The sequence below is a fragment of the Paenibacillus senegalimassiliensis genome, from assembly GCF_001486585.1.
Lineage (GTDB): Bacteria > Bacillota > Bacilli > Paenibacillales > Paenibacillaceae > Fontibacillus > Fontibacillus senegalimassiliensis.
Window position 1 is genome coordinate 72,707 of the sequence record NZ_LN909042.1, and the last position, 17,352, is coordinate 90,058.

The following is a 17,352-nucleotide window of genomic DNA, read 5'->3' on the forward strand; positions in this document are numbered from 1 at the left end:
GGGCTATTAAATCATCATTGAATGATCCTCGAACTAGAATTATGATGAAAATTAAACCATGGAAAGCAGCGTGACCTCATCCCCGAAAATAAAGGAGATCAGAGATGCAAATTAAAGTCGGAGTTATCGGTACGGAAGAGTTTGTGCAGCAGGTGCTTCGGGTCATCAAGTCTTTTCCTACTTTCTTGCCCATGACGCGTGTGGCCGGCAATGAAGCCGAGGCCGTAACGGCAGCGGAGGAACTGAGCAGGGAGACTGAAGCCCTCCTGTTGTCAGGAGCCTTGCCTCATCGTGCCGTCAAGCTCGCAGCAATGCTAAGCAGCCCCGTGTTTTATGTGCCTCTTAATGGGGCTGGTTTGTATAAGTCGCTATTCAAGGTATTCCGTGCGGGCAAGCTGGATCGGGGAATTTCGATCGATTCGTTAACGAAGGCAATGGTTACCCGGACGTTGTCAGATCTGGGGCTGGAACAGACGAAGGTGTTTGTCTATGACGGTCCGGCGTATGCGTCTGCCAAGCAGCTTGTAGCATACCATCGGAAGCTGGCGGAATCGGGCATGTGTGCGCTGGCATTCACAGGCGTAGAGCAGGTGGCGGAGCAGTTAGGACAATGTTCCATTGAGAACGAGATCATCGCCGCTTCTGATCAGGATATCATCGTGACGTTGGAGCGGGCACTTCTCTCCACGGAATCCCGTCGTGGCAAGGAATCGCAGATCGTAGTCGGTATGATTAACGTAGATGACTTCGGCAAGCTGGCCATGAAGCGGAGCAGTGAGCATGAAGTACAGAAGTTGAAGCTGGATATCCATCGGATGCTTCTGCACTATGTAGAGCAACTCGATGGCTATTTGACAGCACTCGGTGGAGATGAGTATTTGTTCTTCACCACCCGGGGGATTTTCGAGCGTGAGACGGGTGGATACAAGACGGTCCCGCTGGCCAAGGAAGCCTATCAGTCCTACGGCATTTCCTTAAGTGTGGGAATCGGCTTCGGGATGTCGGCTAATGACGCCGGGACAAATGCAAGAAGTGCCTTGCGTAAGGCGAAGGAGGCTGGTGGCAATGCTTGCTTTATCATTCGGGAAGATTCAACGCTGATTGGCCCGCTGGAAATGGCAGACCCGGTGCAGGCAATTCTGGCTCCCACCGACCCTGAACTCATCAGACAGGCCCAGGAGGCAGGCATGACAAGTGCCTATCTCAGCAAGTTGCTTCATCATATGGCCCGATTCCACAAATACGATTACAAGGTTCATGAGCTGGCTGCTCTTTTGGGAATCACCGTGCGCAGCACCCATCGTTTGCTGGTGCAATGGATGGATGGAGGCTTAGTGGAAATTGCCGGGTACGAGAAGGTGCCGCGGGGCCGCCCGCTGCAAATCTATCGGTTCAAGTTCCTTATGGGCAGGTCAATATAGCAGCCTGCCTCTATATAAAGACAATTTAATCTCCTGTCTTTATATATTTGGTAGCCGTATGCTGAAGAGGAACATACCGAGAGGGGAGCTGCGTGAATGATAACGGTAGAACAATTGGAGGCCAAACTGGCCGAACCCACACAAGAACTGGTTAATGACCTGGGCCGAGTATCCGGTGATCTTATACTGCTGGGAGTAGGGGGGAAGATGGGGCCAAGCCTGGCTAAGCTTGCGGTGAATGCCATCCGCGAAGGAGGACTGAACAAACGGGTCATCGGTGTATCGCGATTCTCTAATGCCGAGGCAAGGCAGGAGTTGGAGGAGGCCGGTGTCGAGACCATTTCCTGCGAACTGCTGGATGATGAGGCCCTGCGCGCGCTGCCCCATGCTGAGAATGTCATCTATATGGCGGGTAACAAGTTCGGAACGAAAGGCCGGGAGCATTTTACTTGGGCCATGAATACGTATTTGCCGGGAAGAGTGGCGGATAAATTCAAGGGCTCACGCATCGTAGTGTTCTCATCCGGTAATATTTATCCGTTCCTGCCTGTGTCCGGAGGTGGGGCAGATGAGCAGGTGACGCCGCAGCCGATTGGTGAGTATGCCCAATCTACTCTGGGCCGGGAGCGAATCTTCGAATACCATTCCCATAAGAATGGTACGCCGATGGCAATGTACCGATTGAATTACGCAATCGACATGCGCTATGGCGTACTGCTGGAGTTAGCTAGGGCGGTCAACGAAGAACGCGAGATTGATTTAACGATGGGCTTCGCCAATGTGATCTGGCAAGGCGACGCAAATGCCATGGCCCTTCGCTGTCTGACGCAATGCGACAGTCCTCCGAACATTGTTAATATTACGGGGCCCGAGACATTGTCCATTCGCTGGGCAGCGAACGAGTTCGCCAAGCGACTGGGCAAGGAAGCGAGGCTGACCGGGGCCGAATCGGAAACGGCACTGTTGAACAATGCCTCCAAGTCTCATCAATTATTTGGTTATCCGCGGGTGTCGCTATTACAGATGGTGGATTGGACGGCGGAATGGGTGAAGCAGGGCGGGGCAACCTGGAACAAGCCGACCCATTTTCAGGAACGAAAGGGGAATTTCTAACATGCCTAATACGGACAAAGCGAGAACCCTCTCTCCGCAACTAAGTGCCGCGCTCCATGACGGCCTGGCTATACCGGCCCATCCGCTTGCGCTAGATGAGCATCGTAGGCTGGATGAAGTCAGCCAGCGGGCATTAACCCGATATTACATCGCCAGTGGAGCTGGCGGCATTGCGGTGGGCGTTCATTCGACCCAATTCGAAATTCGTGACCCTGAGCACGATTTGTTTGAAGCAGTGTTAAGAATGGCCGCGGAAGAAGTGGAGCGTGCAAAGCTGACGCGTCCCTTCCTGAAGGTAGCCGGAATTTGCGGTCCAACCGAGCAGGCTCTGCATGAGGTCGGTGTGGCTGCTGCCCTTGGCTATGATGCGGCCCTACTGAGCATGGGCGGGCTGACGGATTGGCCTGAAGCCGATTTGCTGGAACGTACCCGCCAGGTGGCGGCGCGTATGCCGGTTATCGGCTTTTACCTCCAGCCTTCCGTTGGAGGGCGCCGGTTCACCTATGAGTTCTGGTTGCAGTTTGCCGAGATTCCCAATGTAGTGGCGATTAAGATGGCGCCGTTCAATCGATACCAAACGCTGGACGTTGCCAGAGCAGTATGCAGTTCCTCTCGCCGGGACGAAATCGCCCTCTATACGGGCAACGACGATAACATTGTGGTCGATTTGTTAACTACATTCCGCTTCGTTGTTGATGGTGTTCCTGTAGAGAAAGCCATCGTTGGAGGATTGCTTGGCCATTGGGCTGTGTGGACGCGTAAGGCGGTGGAATTGCTGGAAGAAATCAAACAACTTCGGGGCCGAGATACCCTGGGCCGAGAATGGTTGACACGTGCGGCGCAAGTTACCGATACGAATGCCGCCTTCTTTGACCCTGCTCATGCCTTTGCAGGCTGCATTCCGGGCATACATGAGGTCCTTGTAAGGCAAGGACTTATGAAGGGGAACTGGTGCCTGAATCCGGAGGAGCAACTCTCCCCTGGCCAAAATGCAGAGATTGACCGGGTCTATTCGCAGTATCCTCAGCTCAATGACGATGCGTTTGTTGCTGCGGGCTTACAGCAGTGGCGCTCCCTTTCATAATTGTCATGAGATTTAAGGACGTCTTCTCCATTATTGGTCCAAGCATGATTGGCCCATCGAGTTCACATACAGCGGGCGCTGTGCGTATCGGCCGGGTGGCTCGGCAAGCGCTGGGTGGTATGCCCCTGGAAGCAAGCATCCGATTGTACGGTTCTTTTGCCGAGACCTACCGGGGACATGGCACGGACGTTGCGCTGGTTGGCGGGATGCTTGACTTTGCCACGGACGATGAAGCTATTCCTGATGCCTTCCATCATGCGGAGCAAGCGGGATTTAATATACAACTGCACACCGAGAAGAAGCCGGTACCTCATCCTAATACAGTCGATTTGTTGCTTCGGAATCAAGCGCATGCCATCTCCATCCAGGGGTGTTCCATCGGCGGGGGAAATATTGAAATCTTGAAGGTGGATGGTTTCTCTGTGAAGTTTACGGCGATGCAGCCTACGCTGCTCATTTTCCATACGGATCGGCAGGGTATGGTTGCGGAAGTGTCTGGTGTACTACGAAGGGCAGGGGTGAATATCGGACTGATGCAGGTTGTTCGGGAGTCCAGGCATGGTCAGGCCCTGACGGTAATAGAGTGCGATCAGTCTCCTGGTCGGGTGGTGCTGGGCAAGATTGGCCGAATGGAGAGCGTAAGTAAGATACGTGTGATCGATCTTATAGGAGAGGACGGGGGAGCATGAGATTTTCCAGTTTGCTGGAGCTTGGGAGATTATGCGAAGAAGAGTCGATGTCCATCGGGCAGTTGATGATCCTGGAGCAAGCAAGGGAAGCGGAGCAGAGCAGCGAGATCATCTTTGAGCAGATGGCAGGTTATTATGGGGTGATGAAGGAAGCCGTTCAGAAAGGTCTTACGGACAACCCGAGATCGCGCAGCGGACTTACGGGGGGGGATGCGAGCCGAATGAAGGCGTATGCCGATCATGAAGTTCCCTCATTGGGAGTCGTGGCTGCCCGCGCGTTGAGCTACGCATTGGCCGTCTCTGAAGTGAACGCATCGATGGGTCGGATTATTGCTACTCCGACGGCAGGCTCCTGTGGCATTATCCCCGGGGTGTTCGTCAGCATGCAAGAACGATTTGGCTGGGATGATGAGGTGCTTGTACATGGCTTATTTGCTGCCGGAGCCATCGGGTATGTGATTGCCAACAATTCGTTCATCTCCGGCGCAGAGGGTGGTTGTCAGGCCGAGGTGGGCTCGGCCATCGGCATGGCAGCGGGAGCATTAACCGAGATGCGGGGCGGTACGCCGGATCAAGCCATTCATGCTGTGGGGCTGGCGCTTAAGAATTGTCTGGGCCTAATCTGTGATCCAGTGGCGGGACTTGTTGAAATCCCCTGCATTGTGCGTAACGGCTTTGGGGCGGTGACGGCCCTGGCAGCCGCGGATATGGCGCTTGCTGGGGTGACCAGCGTCATTCCTTCTGACGAGGTGATTGGCGTCATGCTGGAAGTTGGAAGCCATATGCCCGAAGGGCACCGGGAAACAGCCAAGGGAGGCTTGGCTCAGACGCCGACGGGCCGTAAAATTATGAAGGAATTGGATCGTAAGGGGCCATCGACATGAGCAGGCTGCTTGATCTTGCCCATGAGCGTGCAGACAAGTGGATCTGGTTCCGCCGGGAGCTTCACCGTTATCCCGAACGGAGTTTGGAGGAAGAGGAAACGGCGCGAAAAATTAGGGAGCAGCTCGACCATATGAGAATTTCTTATCGCTCAGATGTCGGCGGATACGGAATCGTGGTGGAAATCTCTGGGGGACAGCCAGGGCCGACTATTGCATTACGCGCTGATATGGACGCGCTCCCGATTCAAGAGCAGACGAATTTGGCTTTTGCCTCGGAGAATCCCGGCCTAATGCATGCTTGTGGCCACGACGCCCACACGGCGATACTGCTGGGAGTTATTGAACTATTGGCGGGGGAGCGATTTGCGGGAACGGTGCGCTGCTTGTTCCAGCCAGCCGAAGAAGTGAATACCGGAGCCAAATCGATGATTGCCGAGAAGGTGCTTGAAGGCGTTGCAGAGATTTACGGTTTGCACAACCTGCCCACCTTACCCGCAGACTATGCAGCTACAAGAAGCGGCCCGATGATGGGCTCTGTGGACCGGATTGAAATTATCCTTGAAGGCAAAGGGGCTCACGGGGCGATTCCGGATCAAGGTATCGATCCGATTGTGTGTGCGGCTGCGCTTATTCAATCACTGCAAAGTATCGTCAGCCGGGAGATCTCGCCGTTCTCCCCCGTGGTAGTTACGATAGGTTCTGTCCATGCCGGGGACGCGAATAATGTAATTCCGCAGTATGTTCAGCTTGCCGGCACTGTTCGTACCTTCAATGCGGGTGTACAGCAGGGGCTGTCCGCTGCCCTCGAACGCATCGTGCGAGGTATTGCCGCAGCCCATCGCTGTGAAGCAAGCTTGAAGTACATTCATCAGGTTCCGGTGCTGGTCAACCATGAGCGTCAGGTGCAAGCCGTCGAAGCCGTGATTGAGGCAACCCTCGGTTCCTCTTATCACCGCATAGCCGAGCCTTTGCTGGCGGGGGAGGATTTCTCGGTATATTTGGCGCAAGTGCCGGGTTGCTTCTTCTGGTTGGGATCGGGTCCAGAGAAGGCTGCGGATCAAGCCTTCGGCTTGCATCATCCTCAGTACGAATTAAACGAAGCGTGTATTCCCGTTGGTATGGCTCTATTGGCGGGTATCGCACTAAGCAGATTACAACCATCTTCGGGAGGGGCAGACGATGATCTTAGAACCATTTGTGAAGAGCCATGAGGAAGAAATAGTGGCCTTATGGAATAGGGAACTGGGGAGGACATTCCCTATGCAGCTTCGACTCCTTCAGCAAAATTGGACGCTGGACCCCCGGCTTCTTAAGGAAGGCTCATGGGTTGCTCGGGATACGGTGGGAGGGAGCATCACAGGGTTTGTTGCGGTCAAGCTTGCCCATCCTGAAGATGGACGCTTCGGGCTTAGCCAAGGGCAGGGTTGGATTTCGGCCCTGCTGGTTGCGTCTGCGCAGAGATATCAAGGCACAGGGGGGCTTCTGCTCCGTAAGGCGGAAGAGGCATTGCGGAGAGCCGGGGCCAGCCGGATCGCACTGGGCAACGATCTGCACTTAAGGATGTTCCCGGGAATTCCAAGTGAGCTTGAACCGGTGAAGCAGTGGTTTGAGCGTAGGGGTTACTTTTATCGGGAAGAGGCCTTTGATTTAATCAAAACCTATGCGGAGGATGAAGCAACAGATCTGCCTCCGTTAGGCGAAGCATTTATGCGAGTGGCTGTCCCGGCTGACCGGGATGCCCTGACAGAATTCATGGCCAGATGCTTTCCGGGGACGTGGGATCTTCAGCATCGCGACTATTGGGAGCGGGGAGGAACAGGGCAAGAGTATGTCCTTTTGGAACATCAGGGGAAGCTGATCGGCTTCTGTAGAATGAACACGATACACGCTCCATTACTTGCACAAAATGTGTACTGGTCGCCTTTACTTGAAGGCGAGCTTGGTGGAGTGGGCCCCTTGGGCATCGATGAGGCATACCGCGGACATCGATACGGACTGTCGATTGTGCAGGGGGCGATTCACTTCTTGAGAACACGTGGGGTCCGTCACATCGTTATTGACACGACCCCGTTTGTGGATTTTTATGGCAAGCTGGGCTATACCGTTTGGAAAAGCTATGCCAAGTATGATAAGCCGCTTTAGGCAGGAGTGGTGAACAATGGGGCTCCATACTGGCTATCTGGCAACTTGTTCACCACTCCGCTAAAGCTCCTCTTCTTCAGCGGGATCAGGCTTAGCAAGCCCGATTTCCTGGTACAACGTCTCCTGCAAATAATCATGCAGATAAAATCGGGACAGGACATAGTGGTCCACCATATCATCAGGCTGGAAGACGCGAAGCGCTTCTTCCATGGCCACTCTGGAGCGGCGCAACCCGGCCTGGGTGATTCGGTAATTGTTCATCAACGACCGCCATTCCGCCTCGCTCTGAGGAGATAACTGCCAGCGGTAGACATATTTATGAATGGTTCTGGAGCGGTCGGCAGCGGTCTCAAACTCAAGCATCGCCGCAATGAGCTCTGCCGTGCTGCGGTTCTTAATCACAGCCTCCAATAGCTTTGGCATGGAGGTGTAATAATCCTCATCGTCATAATTGCCCAAGAGGCGTTTAGCCATATCGATCTCTATACCGTGAAAATTCAGCAGAAACCGGTCGATGAATCGATCTTCCTCAGAGCGCTTCGCGTGCCAGCAGGCGTCCGCGAAGTAAGCCATGGTGTACCACGACGTTTCAAAGGGGCCGTAGGGTACGCCCAGGCTGAAGACGGCCGTCCAGTTCGTGCCGACCAGACCGGATAGCTGCTGCTGCGTCGCCACTTCGCTCCATTGATTAATATTAGCCATTCGCTGTTCCACCAGCGGGTAGTTTTGGTCATCTTTACGGTCGAAGCAACGCACGGATGGAGCGCCCATCACCGTGATTCCCCTGGCTTGCAGCTTGGCTGCGAGCGGAGAAACCAACGCTTCAATGTTCTTGCCATTGTAATGCCAAATCATGACACAGACACGCGGGTCAAGCAGATCAAGCTCCTCGTCAGAGCAGGCCGCCAGGACATCCTGCCAGATGATCGGCTGTTTGCCTAGATGGCAAGTATAATCAATCAGTTTGTTCACAAAGTCCAGGAAAGCCAGGTTTCGGGAGCCGCTATATTGCTCGCGGCATCTGGGACACTCGCATAAACTGTAGACTTCATCACAGCCTAGGTGAAGATAACGCGACCTGGGATGGCGTTCGGCCACTTCTGCAAGCAACTCCGAGACAAGAGTGAAGGATTGCGCGAGACTAGGGCACAGTTCACCTGTAGACGTTGCCGATTCCCGCAGGTGTTGGTACTCTTTTCGGCCTAAAATATACTCCAAATGACCAAATGTTTGCTGAAGCGGAATCACTTCGACGAAGTGTTGCTCTGCGGTCTCCAGCAACTGCTCCAGATGATGGTCGGAGAGGGCATGGCTCGGGTGACGGAAGTCGGGATGGCGGGAGAACGGGAATTTATCTTCATACTCCACCAGCAGAGCATTTGCCTTGAAGGAGGCCAGTGTGGGAATATAGTCGATCAACAGCTCAGGCTTGGAGAACGTCTGCCGCAGATCATAGTTCATACAACGGAGTGGAACATCGGGCCAATCCGCAATTTCGATAGCGGAGAGTGGCCGACCAGAATCCAGCAACTGTCGCAGGGTATGCAAGCCATAGAAGAGCCCCGCGGCATCATGGGCACCAAGGAATACCGAGGACTTCCGCATCGACAACCGATAGCCTTCGGCAGGCAGTTGTTGTGCGGAAAATGGAGTCTCCTGAAGGAAGAATTGCAACTCCTCGCTTAGAGAATGATCAGGCCCCCACAGCAACATATAGGCATAGGGCGAGGCCTCCGTCTGGTCCGGCCATAACGTGGTGAGAGTTAACTCCTGGCTCCATTCCTGATTAGGGAACAGGAGCCGCCCCGCCTTTATCAGCCGTGGGTCCGGGGAAGGGCATACCAATATGAAAGGACAGCCATCGTCCGGTGCGAATGGTTCCTCCTCATAGTTCATCCAATATTGTACAAGCGGAAGCGTAGGGTTCACGTCAATTCCTCCTTCATAGTGGCCCTGGCTATGTGAAGCCGTGGGCTTACTTCTTCCATTGATGCTGCCGCCGGAACTCACCCGGGGTAGCCCCTGTATAACGCTTGAACACACGATTAAACGAGGCAACCGTATAATATCCAACCAGCGCAGCAATCTCCTGAATCTTCAGGTCCGTCTCCCGAAGCATCTCGGTGGCTTTACGCATCCGGACAGAGAGCACATAATCGCTAAAATTGGTCCCTGTTTTTTCCTTGTAATAGGTCGAGAGGTAGGACCCAGTGATGCCAATCTTGCCTGCAATCATATCCAGGGACAGATCCTCCCCATAATGAGCTTCAACATACTCCGTCACGAATTTGGTGATAATGTCCGTTTCTGATTTCTTGGCCTGAATTGCCGCAGCCGACTTCGATAAGAAGCTCTGGAAGAAATCCTTGTACTGTTGGAGGGTATAGCAGGACTTGAGCAAATCATACGGCGATCTGCCACCAGCCAGGTTATTAAATGAAATATTTTGGGCGTACATAATCTTGATGGTCCGGCTCACTACATCCTTGGAGAAGTCCTGGAATTGCTGAGCCAAAGCTCCGGCATCCTCCAGATCCTCCAGCAGTCTGTTCACCAGTGGAATCGTCACCTCGTCACACCCGGATTGCAGGTTGGCGGTCAATTCTTGCTCTTCCGCGGGTGATGGAATCATCAGCGAAGGCTGGGGCGTCCATTCCCCGATGACCTGCACGTCTTCTCCTAGTCTACGTTGCTTAATCAAATCGAGTACATTCTGGTAGGTCTCGGCAAAGTCAGCGGAACGATGACGGATGGGACTAATCGCAATGGTGAAGTTGCAATAAGGAATATCCTTATCCAGCAGATGGACCAGCCCGTCCAGATCATCCGGCTTCTCTCTGGTGGCCTTATCCTTCACAAATAGAATAGACAAGATTTGGTCCTTCTCCAGTTGAAAGGTCAACGAGTTGGTATATACGCTGGAGAAATGAGCGCTGATCAGCTCTTTATACATATTGAAGGCCCGCTGAGGCGCATTAGCAATCTCAGCAGCGAACCGTTCCTTGAACTCAATCTGCGATAGCACGAGTCGGTATGGCCCATCCGTGTCAATGGGGGCGGGGAGAAGCTCGCCGCTGCCATGTATTTTCTTTAATCTCATCATATAAGAGAGCTGCTGCAGCAGGTTATTTTTGGCCTGTAAATCCTGCTGGTACTCGTCCTTGGAACGAGACAGGTCGCTTAATGTGTTATGTAGCAGGTTGAACTCGCGAATCCGGCTGCTTTTGCCAATGGGAACGCTTACGCTATTCAAGGATTGGATGGATCGAATCATGTTGGCCAGCGGATTGTGGAACCGTTTGGAGAACCAATAAGACACGGCCAGTCCAATCAGCAGGGAGATAATCAGCAACGTGGCTATCGTAAGATTCAGCCGTTGAAGCTGCTGGGTCAGCCCGCGGTCTGACACGACCTCGAAGTAGGTATAGCCGGTTTCCGTACCCGTTCGATAGAAATAATAGTGATCTTTAATCTTGCTGTACCCGCTGCCCTTCTTCTCCAGCGCGGCGGTTGGCAGCGCAAATTCATCGGAGGAGAAAATGATTTGTTGATCTCGGTCTACGATAAAGAAGCTGCTATCCGGCTTGGGCTGGTGGAACGCGGCATAGGTTTTGCTGCCATCCAGCAAGGCGATAAAAGCAAATTCATGATCATAAGCACCCTTGATCAAAATCGGCATGTACGTGCCTAGCGGCTCTTGACGAAATGCCGTTGCCGAACTGAACGCGGCGGCGGGATAGACACGGAAGCTCTCGTCATGCTCCATTTCTTTATTCCAGAAGTCTGTGGTATACGTTGGATTTGTATAGAATTTAGAGAACATGGTGTTGGCATTGCGGGTTCCGTCCCGCTCTAGCACGAAGTCGTCGTCCTTGAAGTAATAGATGATATTATCCAGGAACAGTTGGGTATTACTCAGGTTGTGCTGTAATGTCTTTTGAACCCTTATGACTACATCATAGTGCTGCATCGGGCTGTCTCTCTTCAGAATTTCTGTGTCGCTGTCGAACAGATAGCCCAGCATGAAGCTGCGGACAAGCTGGATATGCTTCTCATAATTAGAAGCTGTCGAGCTTAAGTTCAGACTGCTGTTCAGAATAATCTCTTTCTTAATTGTATTGCTGAAGAAGTTGTAAGCGAGCATATTGATAGACACTAATAGCACGATAATCACAATAAAACTGCCAAATAACGTGTAGAACAACGACAATTGATTTTTGGCGGTGCCCCTCATTGACTTTGCCATCCATTTCATTGGGATTATTCCTTTCTCTTGATCGTCATCACAGTAGCCGTGAATTCAAGTATAGTCCCATGTCAGGTTTTCTCTCAATACTCATCCCTCCGGAAACTTATCCTTTTTCATGATTTTAAGTGATTTTGATCAATGAACTAAAGATTTGTGAAGAAATGAAAGATATCCTCATGGTCGCCGCCCAAATCTGTTGTTATGATTTCTCTCGAAACATGATAGGGAGGTGATCGAGATGACTTATCGCGTGGCTATCATTGGGGCCGGGAAAATCGCCCACGCCCATCTGGAGGCGATGAGCAAGCTTGCCAGGCTGCAACCGTGTGCGATTGCGGATGTGCAGCAGGAGCGTTCAGATGTGCTCGCTTCGGCGAACGGACTTTCATCCTACTCCGATTATAAGGAGATGATTCACCGGGAGAAGCCGGACATCGTAATCGTCACCCTGCCTCATCATTTACATAAGGAAGCAGCGCAGTTTGCTGCGGAGCAGGGGTGTCACATTCTGCTGGAGAAGCCCATGGCCCTGAACACGCAAGAATGCGATGATATCATCTCTACTGTTCGAACAAATGATGTCAGGTTAATGGTAGGTCATACCCAGCACTATATCAGCCATAATCTGGAGGCCAGGCGCTGGATTCGAAGCGGACGTCTTGGCAGACTCATTATGATCAATGACAGGCGGCATCAGCAGTATGATCTGCCGGGAAGGCCGGACTGGTTCTTTGAGAAGTCCAAGGCTGGTGGGGGGATTCTAATGAACCTGGGCTCTCATACCATCGATAAAATTCAATGGTTAACCGACAGCTACGTGACCCGATTAACGGCGAGCATCGAGTATGAGCAAACACGGGGAGATGTTGAAGGAGGGGGATGCGCCTTTCTTCATACGTCCTCGGGCATTCCAGCGACCTTGTCATTATCGGGTTATCCAGGAGCAATCGTCGACGAGACAGAATTACTGTTTACTCGCGGCAGCATGATGCTGCGGACCGGCATCGGCTTATGGGTTAGCGAGGGTACGGATTACCATGAAGTGTTGGTGGAGGAACAGGTGAACCCTTTTGTAGGCCAATTCGAAGACCTTATAAACGCCATTGAAGAGCAGCGGGAGCCCCATTGCTCCATGAATTATTCCCGAAGCGTCGTGGCTGCGGTGGAGGGTCTATACCTATCGGATCAGCAGGGAGCGGAAATTACCGTGGATCAGCAAGGTTGCACGCATGCCAGCTAGTCGTAAAGGACAGACATCACCCGCTAAGCCGCTGCGCATCGGAATGATCGGGCTGGACAATCCGCGAGTGGTCTCCTTCGCTAAGCTGCTTCGTCACGAAGATGAACCCTATTCTATCGGCGGTGCACAACTGACGGCGGCTTGGCCGGGAATTCCTTCACAGGATTTCTCTCTGAGTGCCAACCGGCTGGATAGGTATGTGGAAGAACTGCGGGATCGGCAGGGGGTAACTATGCTGAGCTCACTGGAAGAGGTGGCAGAGCAATGTGATGCCTGGATGCTAGAGGCGGTGGACGGCAGAACTCATGCTGCTTTGTTCGCACAGATGGTTCCTTATGACAAGCCCATCTTTGTCGACAAGCCCTTTGCCCTGGACTCGGCCAGCGCGGAAGAGATGATCAGACTAGCAGCAGCTTATGGAACCCCTTGGATGAGCTGTTCTGCTCTCAGGTATGCCGTGGGGCTGACTTCCGGGCTGGGATCAGGCAAGGGAGAGCGACCAAGCGGAGCAGATTTTTACGGTCCGATGGGGCTTGAGCCTACTCAAGCAGGCTACTTCTGGTATGGCATCCATACCGCAGAGATGTTGTTCCGGGCTTTGGGCAGCGATTGCGCAGAGGTTCATGCAGTGCGGACCGCCGACCACGATGTGGTGACCGGGGTATGGCGAGACGGAAGAATAGGAGTTATTCGCGGCAACCGAACGGGCAATGAGGCATTTGGAGGGGCGTTGCATTGGACATCATCTTCGCAGTCAATTGAGATTAAGGAGACGGATAAGTCTTACCTGGCAAGTCTACTGGAGGAGGTTGTTTCCTTTCTGGTAACGGGTCAATCTCCCATTGATCCCGAGGAGACGCTGGCGATTATGCACTTTCTGGAGGCGGCGAACCTTAGCCTTGCCCGGCAAACCAGCATCAAGCTACCCCGGCCTATTCTTTAAATGGATGGATTTGGCTCACAACACACATCGGATGTGACCATGGAGGCGTTCGTGAACCTTTATACGGAATAAGGCACATTTATGGAAGACTGGAGGATTAACCATGGGGTTGTTTCGTCTAAGATGGCACAGAAGCAAGCATTTGCTCCTGCTATTTTTACCGGCTCTTGTATATTACATTCTATTCAAATACGTGCCCATGTTCGGGATTCTGATCTCATTTAAGGACTACAATCCCTTTCAGGGAGTATGGCAGAGCGAATGGGTGGGGTTGAAGCACTATGCTCTGTTCTTTAACAGTCCGGATTCTTTCAAGCTAATCAAGAATACGATTTTGCTGGGTGTCTACAAGCTTATTTTCAGCTTTCCCGCACCTGTCATTTTAGCCTTACTATTGAATGAGGTTCGCGTGGGAATGGTCAAGAAGCTGGCGCAGACAATTAGCTATTTGCCTCACTTTATATCCAACGTGGTGGTAGTCAGCATGATGTTCCTGTTCCTGTCTCCGACAGGCGGCATCGTCAACCAGGTGATTGAATGGCTGGGCTACGCCTCGGTCAATTTTATGCAAGACGAGAATTACTTCCGTTCGCTCTATATTATCTCTGAGATTTGGCAGCATGTCGGTTGGGACACCATTATTTATTTGGCGGCGCTGAGTGCCATTGATCCGCAACTGTATGAGGCTTCTACCGTCGATGGTGCTAATCGCTGGCATCAACTGCTGCATGTCACCCTGCCAGGCATTGCCCCGGCCATCGTCACTTTGCTGATTCTCAATGTCGGCCATGTGCTTGATATCGGCTTCGAGAAGGTGCTGCTGATGCAGAATCCTTCCATCTATTCCACAGCCGATGTGCTAAGTACCTACGTATTCCGCACAGGGATACAGGCGATGAACTATAGCTACGGTACCGCGATCGATCTGTTCACCAGTGTCATTAACCTCATGTTCATTTTTACAGCGAACTGGATTAGCCGCAGAACGAGCGGGACGAGCCTGTGGTGAGGAAAGGAGAGGACTTGGAATGAAGTTCAAATTCAGCGCATTTGATATTTTGCTATACCTCATCTTATGTGCCATTACGATCTCGGCCGTGTACCCCTTCGTTTATATGATCGCCGTTTCGCTGAGCGGGACGGTGCCCGTGCTGAAGGGGGAGGTATTTCTATGGCCCAAGCAATTCAATCTCAACACGTACACGGCCGTATTCGATAACCCTGCGATTGGCCGGGCTTACTTCAATACCATTCTGTACACCGTGCTGGGAACGGCCATATCCCTGCTGATTACCGCAGCGGGAGCCTACTCGCTCTCCAAGCGTGAAATGCTATTTCGCAAAACCTTTATGGTGATGGTTGTCATCACGTTGTTCTTCAGTGGAGGGATGATTCCCACCTTCCTGGTCGTCCGCAGTTATGATCTGCTGGATACGATCTGGGCGATGGTGCTGCCTGGCGCTATCAGCACCTGGAATCTCATCGTCATGCGTACGTTCTTCTCCGCTATGCCACAGGAGGTGGAGGAATCGGGGAAGATTGACGGTCTGACCGATATCGGGATTTTCTTCAGGCTGGTGCTTCCGCTATCCAAGGCTATTTTGGCGACGATAGGACTTTTTTACGGCGTTTCGATCTGGAACAATTTCTTCTCCGCACTCCTTTATTTGCGAGATGCCGACCTATTCCCGCTGCAAGTCATCGTTCGTAATATGGTGCTGCAGGGTGCGGGCGGCGCTAACGGCGCTTCGAATGTGGGAGGCGACAGCCTCATCGTGGATGAATCGCTGAAATATGCTACGATCATCGTGACCACTGTCCCTATTCTCCTGGTCTACCCGTTTCTCCAGAAGCATTTTGCTAAGGGAGCGCTTATCGGGTCAGTCAAAGGATAACATACAAGGGAAAATCTATCGTTCATAGAAAGTGAGGGACAACAATGCAGAAGAAGTTAAGAATGATGTTATCCGTTATTATGGGGGTCAGTCTGCTACTGGGGGCGTGTTCGAACAACAGCTCGGGCACAAATTCCACAGCGCCTGGCGAACAGGGGGCGGGTGCCTCCAACGTATCGCAGGGGTCTGGGCAGCACACATTTACTTTCCTCAACTACAGCAATCCAAGTTGGCCTTACGATCAGAACTGGAAGGTGTGGGAGTACATTAAGGAAGCCACGGGCGTCACTCTGGATGTCCAGCTACCGGCAGGTAATCTGCTGGAGGATTCCTTAAGTCTGACCGTCGCCTCCGGGGATATGCCCGACTTGATGTGGACGCAGTCCAAGGCTATTGCCGACAAATTCGGGCAGCAAGGCGCGCTGGTCAATATTCTGGAGCATGTTGATGAAATGCCAAATTTCAAAGCATGGATGGAGAAATACCCTACGGAAACCCAAAACGTTCTTTCCGCGGATGGGAAGATGTACGTGTTCCCCAATGAAGGCTTGGGCGAATCAAATCGCCGGACCTGGATGTACCGTGAGGATGTGTTCAAGGAGTTGAATTTAAGTCCTCCGGCCACCTGGGATGAGCTCTATGAGACGCTGAAGGCGTTAAAGGCGGCTCACCCGGATAGTTATCCCCTTACCTTCCGCAGCGGGCTACGTTTTTTCTATGATTTTAGTGCAGGCTTCAATGTACCGGCTCCGGTCGAAGTAACCAAGGCGAGCATTTATTTCGATGCTACGGCAAACGAATGGAAGTACGCTCCCATCCAGCAAGAGTATAAGGAGATGCTGGGCTACTTTAACAAGTTCTATCAAGAGGGACTGATTCCGAAGGACTTCCTGACCATCGACACCAAGATGTGGCAGGATATCGTGTCCACCAACCGGGCCTTTATTACCCTAGATTATATGGGACGCATTGACTTCTACAACACGGCACTCCGTCCGGATAATCCGGACTTCTCGATGCAATTCATGGCCCCACCAGCCGGACCTGGAGGGGTACAGCGCAATGCCTACACGGCAACGATGGAGGAAGGCTTCATGATCTCCTCCAAGACTCCGAAGGTCAAGGAAATCATCAAATTTATTGACTTCTTCTACTCCGAAGAGGGACGCAAGCTGGCCAGTTGGGGTGTGGAAGGCGAGACTTATAACGGGAGTGCCTTTATCGAGAAATATGCCGATATCACCGACTTGCGCAAGAAGACGGGCTTGTCCACGGACGGGACGTACACCTGGTTCGATTTTGACGCTCATATTGCGGTGTCCTCCCCGGAATATAAGGCGGCTTATGAACAATCCCCTAAATATGATGGAGAGAAGCAGGCTTTACTGGCCTTTACCTCAGAGGAGCAGCAAATCCTCAATACCCAGGGCGATTCGCTGAATAGCCATCGGGACGAGAACATTGCCAAGTTCATTATGGGCACTCGCAGCTTCGACGATTGGGACAAGTTCGTAGATGAACAGAAGAAGCTGGGCTATGAGCAGATTCTGGATATTTACAAGAAGGCAGACGAACGGGCCAAGGCCGCTGTGAAATAAGTACAGGCTAACCGTGCAGTAGAGGTTCGTTGAATACAGCAAGTCCTGTTCATGGATCGGCAGGGCTTGCTTATTTCCACATCGAAAAGGGAGG

At 52.4% G+C, this 17,352-nt stretch carries 14 protein-coding genes; 12 read left to right on the top strand and 2 right to left on the bottom strand.

What is annotated here, in order from left to right:
* The first annotated feature begins 104 nt into the window (after window positions 1-104).
* The 7 genes from BN3279_RS02660 (at window position 105) to BN3279_RS02690 (ending at window position 7,333) form a co-directional block, all read left to right on the top strand.
* The gene (locus BN3279_RS02660) at window positions 105-1,421 is read left to right on the top strand and encodes a GGDEF domain-containing protein (RefSeq protein ID WP_059049110.1); all 1,317 of its coding nucleotides are present in this window, start codon (window positions 105-107) and stop codon (window positions 1,419-1,421) included.
* Window positions 1,422-1,517: 96 nt separating this feature from the next.
* Complete coding sequence (locus BN3279_RS02665) at window positions 1,518-2,534, top strand: NAD-dependent epimerase/dehydratase family protein (RefSeq protein ID WP_059049111.1); 1,017 nt, start codon at window positions 1,518-1,520, stop codon at window positions 2,532-2,534.
* 1 nt (window position 2,535) lies between these two features.
* Window positions 2,536-3,618 carry a dihydrodipicolinate synthase family protein gene (locus BN3279_RS02670; protein WP_059049112.1) on the top strand — a complete coding sequence of 361 codons (1,083 nt, stop codon included), beginning with the start codon at window positions 2,536-2,538 and terminating at the stop codon, window positions 3,616-3,618.
* Window positions 3,619-3,623: 5 nt separating this feature from the next.
* Window positions 3,624-4,307 carry an L-serine ammonia-lyase, iron-sulfur-dependent subunit beta gene (sdaAB, locus tag BN3279_RS02675; protein WP_059049113.1) on the top strand — a complete coding sequence of 228 codons (684 nt, stop codon included), beginning with the start codon at window positions 3,624-3,626 and terminating at the stop codon, window positions 4,305-4,307.
* Window positions 4,304-5,191, top strand: coding sequence for an L-serine ammonia-lyase, iron-sulfur-dependent, subunit alpha (gene sdaAA, locus BN3279_RS02680; RefSeq protein ID WP_059049114.1), 888 nt, complete (start codon window positions 4,304-4,306; stop codon window positions 5,189-5,191). Before sdaAB ends, sdaAA begins: the two co-directional genes overlap by 4 nt.
* On the top strand, window positions 5,188-6,402 hold the full coding sequence (locus tag BN3279_RS02685; RefSeq protein ID WP_059049115.1) for a M20 metallopeptidase family protein: 1,215 nt from the start codon (window positions 5,188-5,190) through the stop codon (window positions 6,400-6,402). The genes sdaAA and BN3279_RS02685 overlap by 4 nt, the downstream gene beginning before the upstream one ends.
* Window positions 6,371-7,333, top strand: a complete 963-nt coding sequence (locus BN3279_RS02690) for a GNAT family N-acetyltransferase (RefSeq protein ID WP_082672906.1) — start codon at window positions 6,371-6,373, stop codon at window positions 7,331-7,333. Before BN3279_RS02685 ends, BN3279_RS02690 begins: the two co-directional genes overlap by 32 nt.
* A 60-nt stretch (window positions 7,334-7,393) precedes the next feature.
* On the opposite strand, the gene BN3279_RS02695 is transcribed toward BN3279_RS02690, so the two are convergent.
* Together BN3279_RS02695 and BN3279_RS02700 are read right to left on the bottom strand one after the other, a co-directional pair.
* Window positions 7,394-9,262 (bottom strand): family 20 glycosylhydrolase, encoded by a 1,869-nt coding sequence (locus tag BN3279_RS02695; RefSeq protein ID WP_059049117.1) that lies wholly within the window; start codon window positions 9,260-9,262, stop codon window positions 7,394-7,396.
* 46 nt (window positions 9,263-9,308) lie between these two features.
* On the bottom strand, window positions 9,309-11,579 hold the full coding sequence (locus BN3279_RS02700; protein ID WP_187377725.1) for a helix-turn-helix domain-containing protein: 2,271 nt from the start codon (window positions 11,577-11,579) through the stop codon (window positions 9,309-9,311).
* 241 nt (window positions 11,580-11,820) lie between these two features.
* On the opposite strand from BN3279_RS02700, the gene BN3279_RS02705 reads away from it, so the two are divergent.
* The 5 genes from BN3279_RS02705 (at window position 11,821) to BN3279_RS02725 (ending at window position 17,258) form a co-directional block, all read left to right on the top strand.
* On the top strand, window positions 11,821-12,822 hold the full coding sequence (locus BN3279_RS02705; protein WP_059049119.1) for a Gfo/Idh/MocA family protein: 1,002 nt from the start codon (window positions 11,821-11,823) through the stop codon (window positions 12,820-12,822).
* A complete protein-coding gene (locus tag BN3279_RS02710; RefSeq protein ID WP_059049120.1) occupies window positions 12,812-13,765 on the top strand; it encodes a Gfo/Idh/MocA family protein in 954 nt (317 codons plus the stop codon). Before BN3279_RS02705 ends, BN3279_RS02710 begins: the two co-directional genes overlap by 11 nt.
* A gap of 103 nt (window positions 13,766-13,868) precedes the next feature.
* Window positions 13,869-14,774 carry an ABC transporter permease gene (locus BN3279_RS02715; protein ID WP_059049121.1) on the top strand — a complete coding sequence of 302 codons (906 nt, stop codon included), beginning with the start codon at window positions 13,869-13,871 and terminating at the stop codon, window positions 14,772-14,774.
* A 19-nt stretch (window positions 14,775-14,793) separates the two neighbouring features.
* On the top strand, window positions 14,794-15,660 hold the full coding sequence (locus tag BN3279_RS02720) for a carbohydrate ABC transporter permease (RefSeq protein WP_059049122.1): 867 nt from the start codon (window positions 14,794-14,796) through the stop codon (window positions 15,658-15,660).
* Between the two features lie 44 nt (window positions 15,661-15,704).
* Window positions 15,705-17,258 (top strand): extracellular solute-binding protein, encoded by a 1,554-nt coding sequence (locus BN3279_RS02725; RefSeq protein WP_059049123.1) that lies wholly within the window; start codon window positions 15,705-15,707, stop codon window positions 17,256-17,258.
* The last annotated feature ends 94 nt before the right edge of the window (window positions 17,259-17,352 follow it).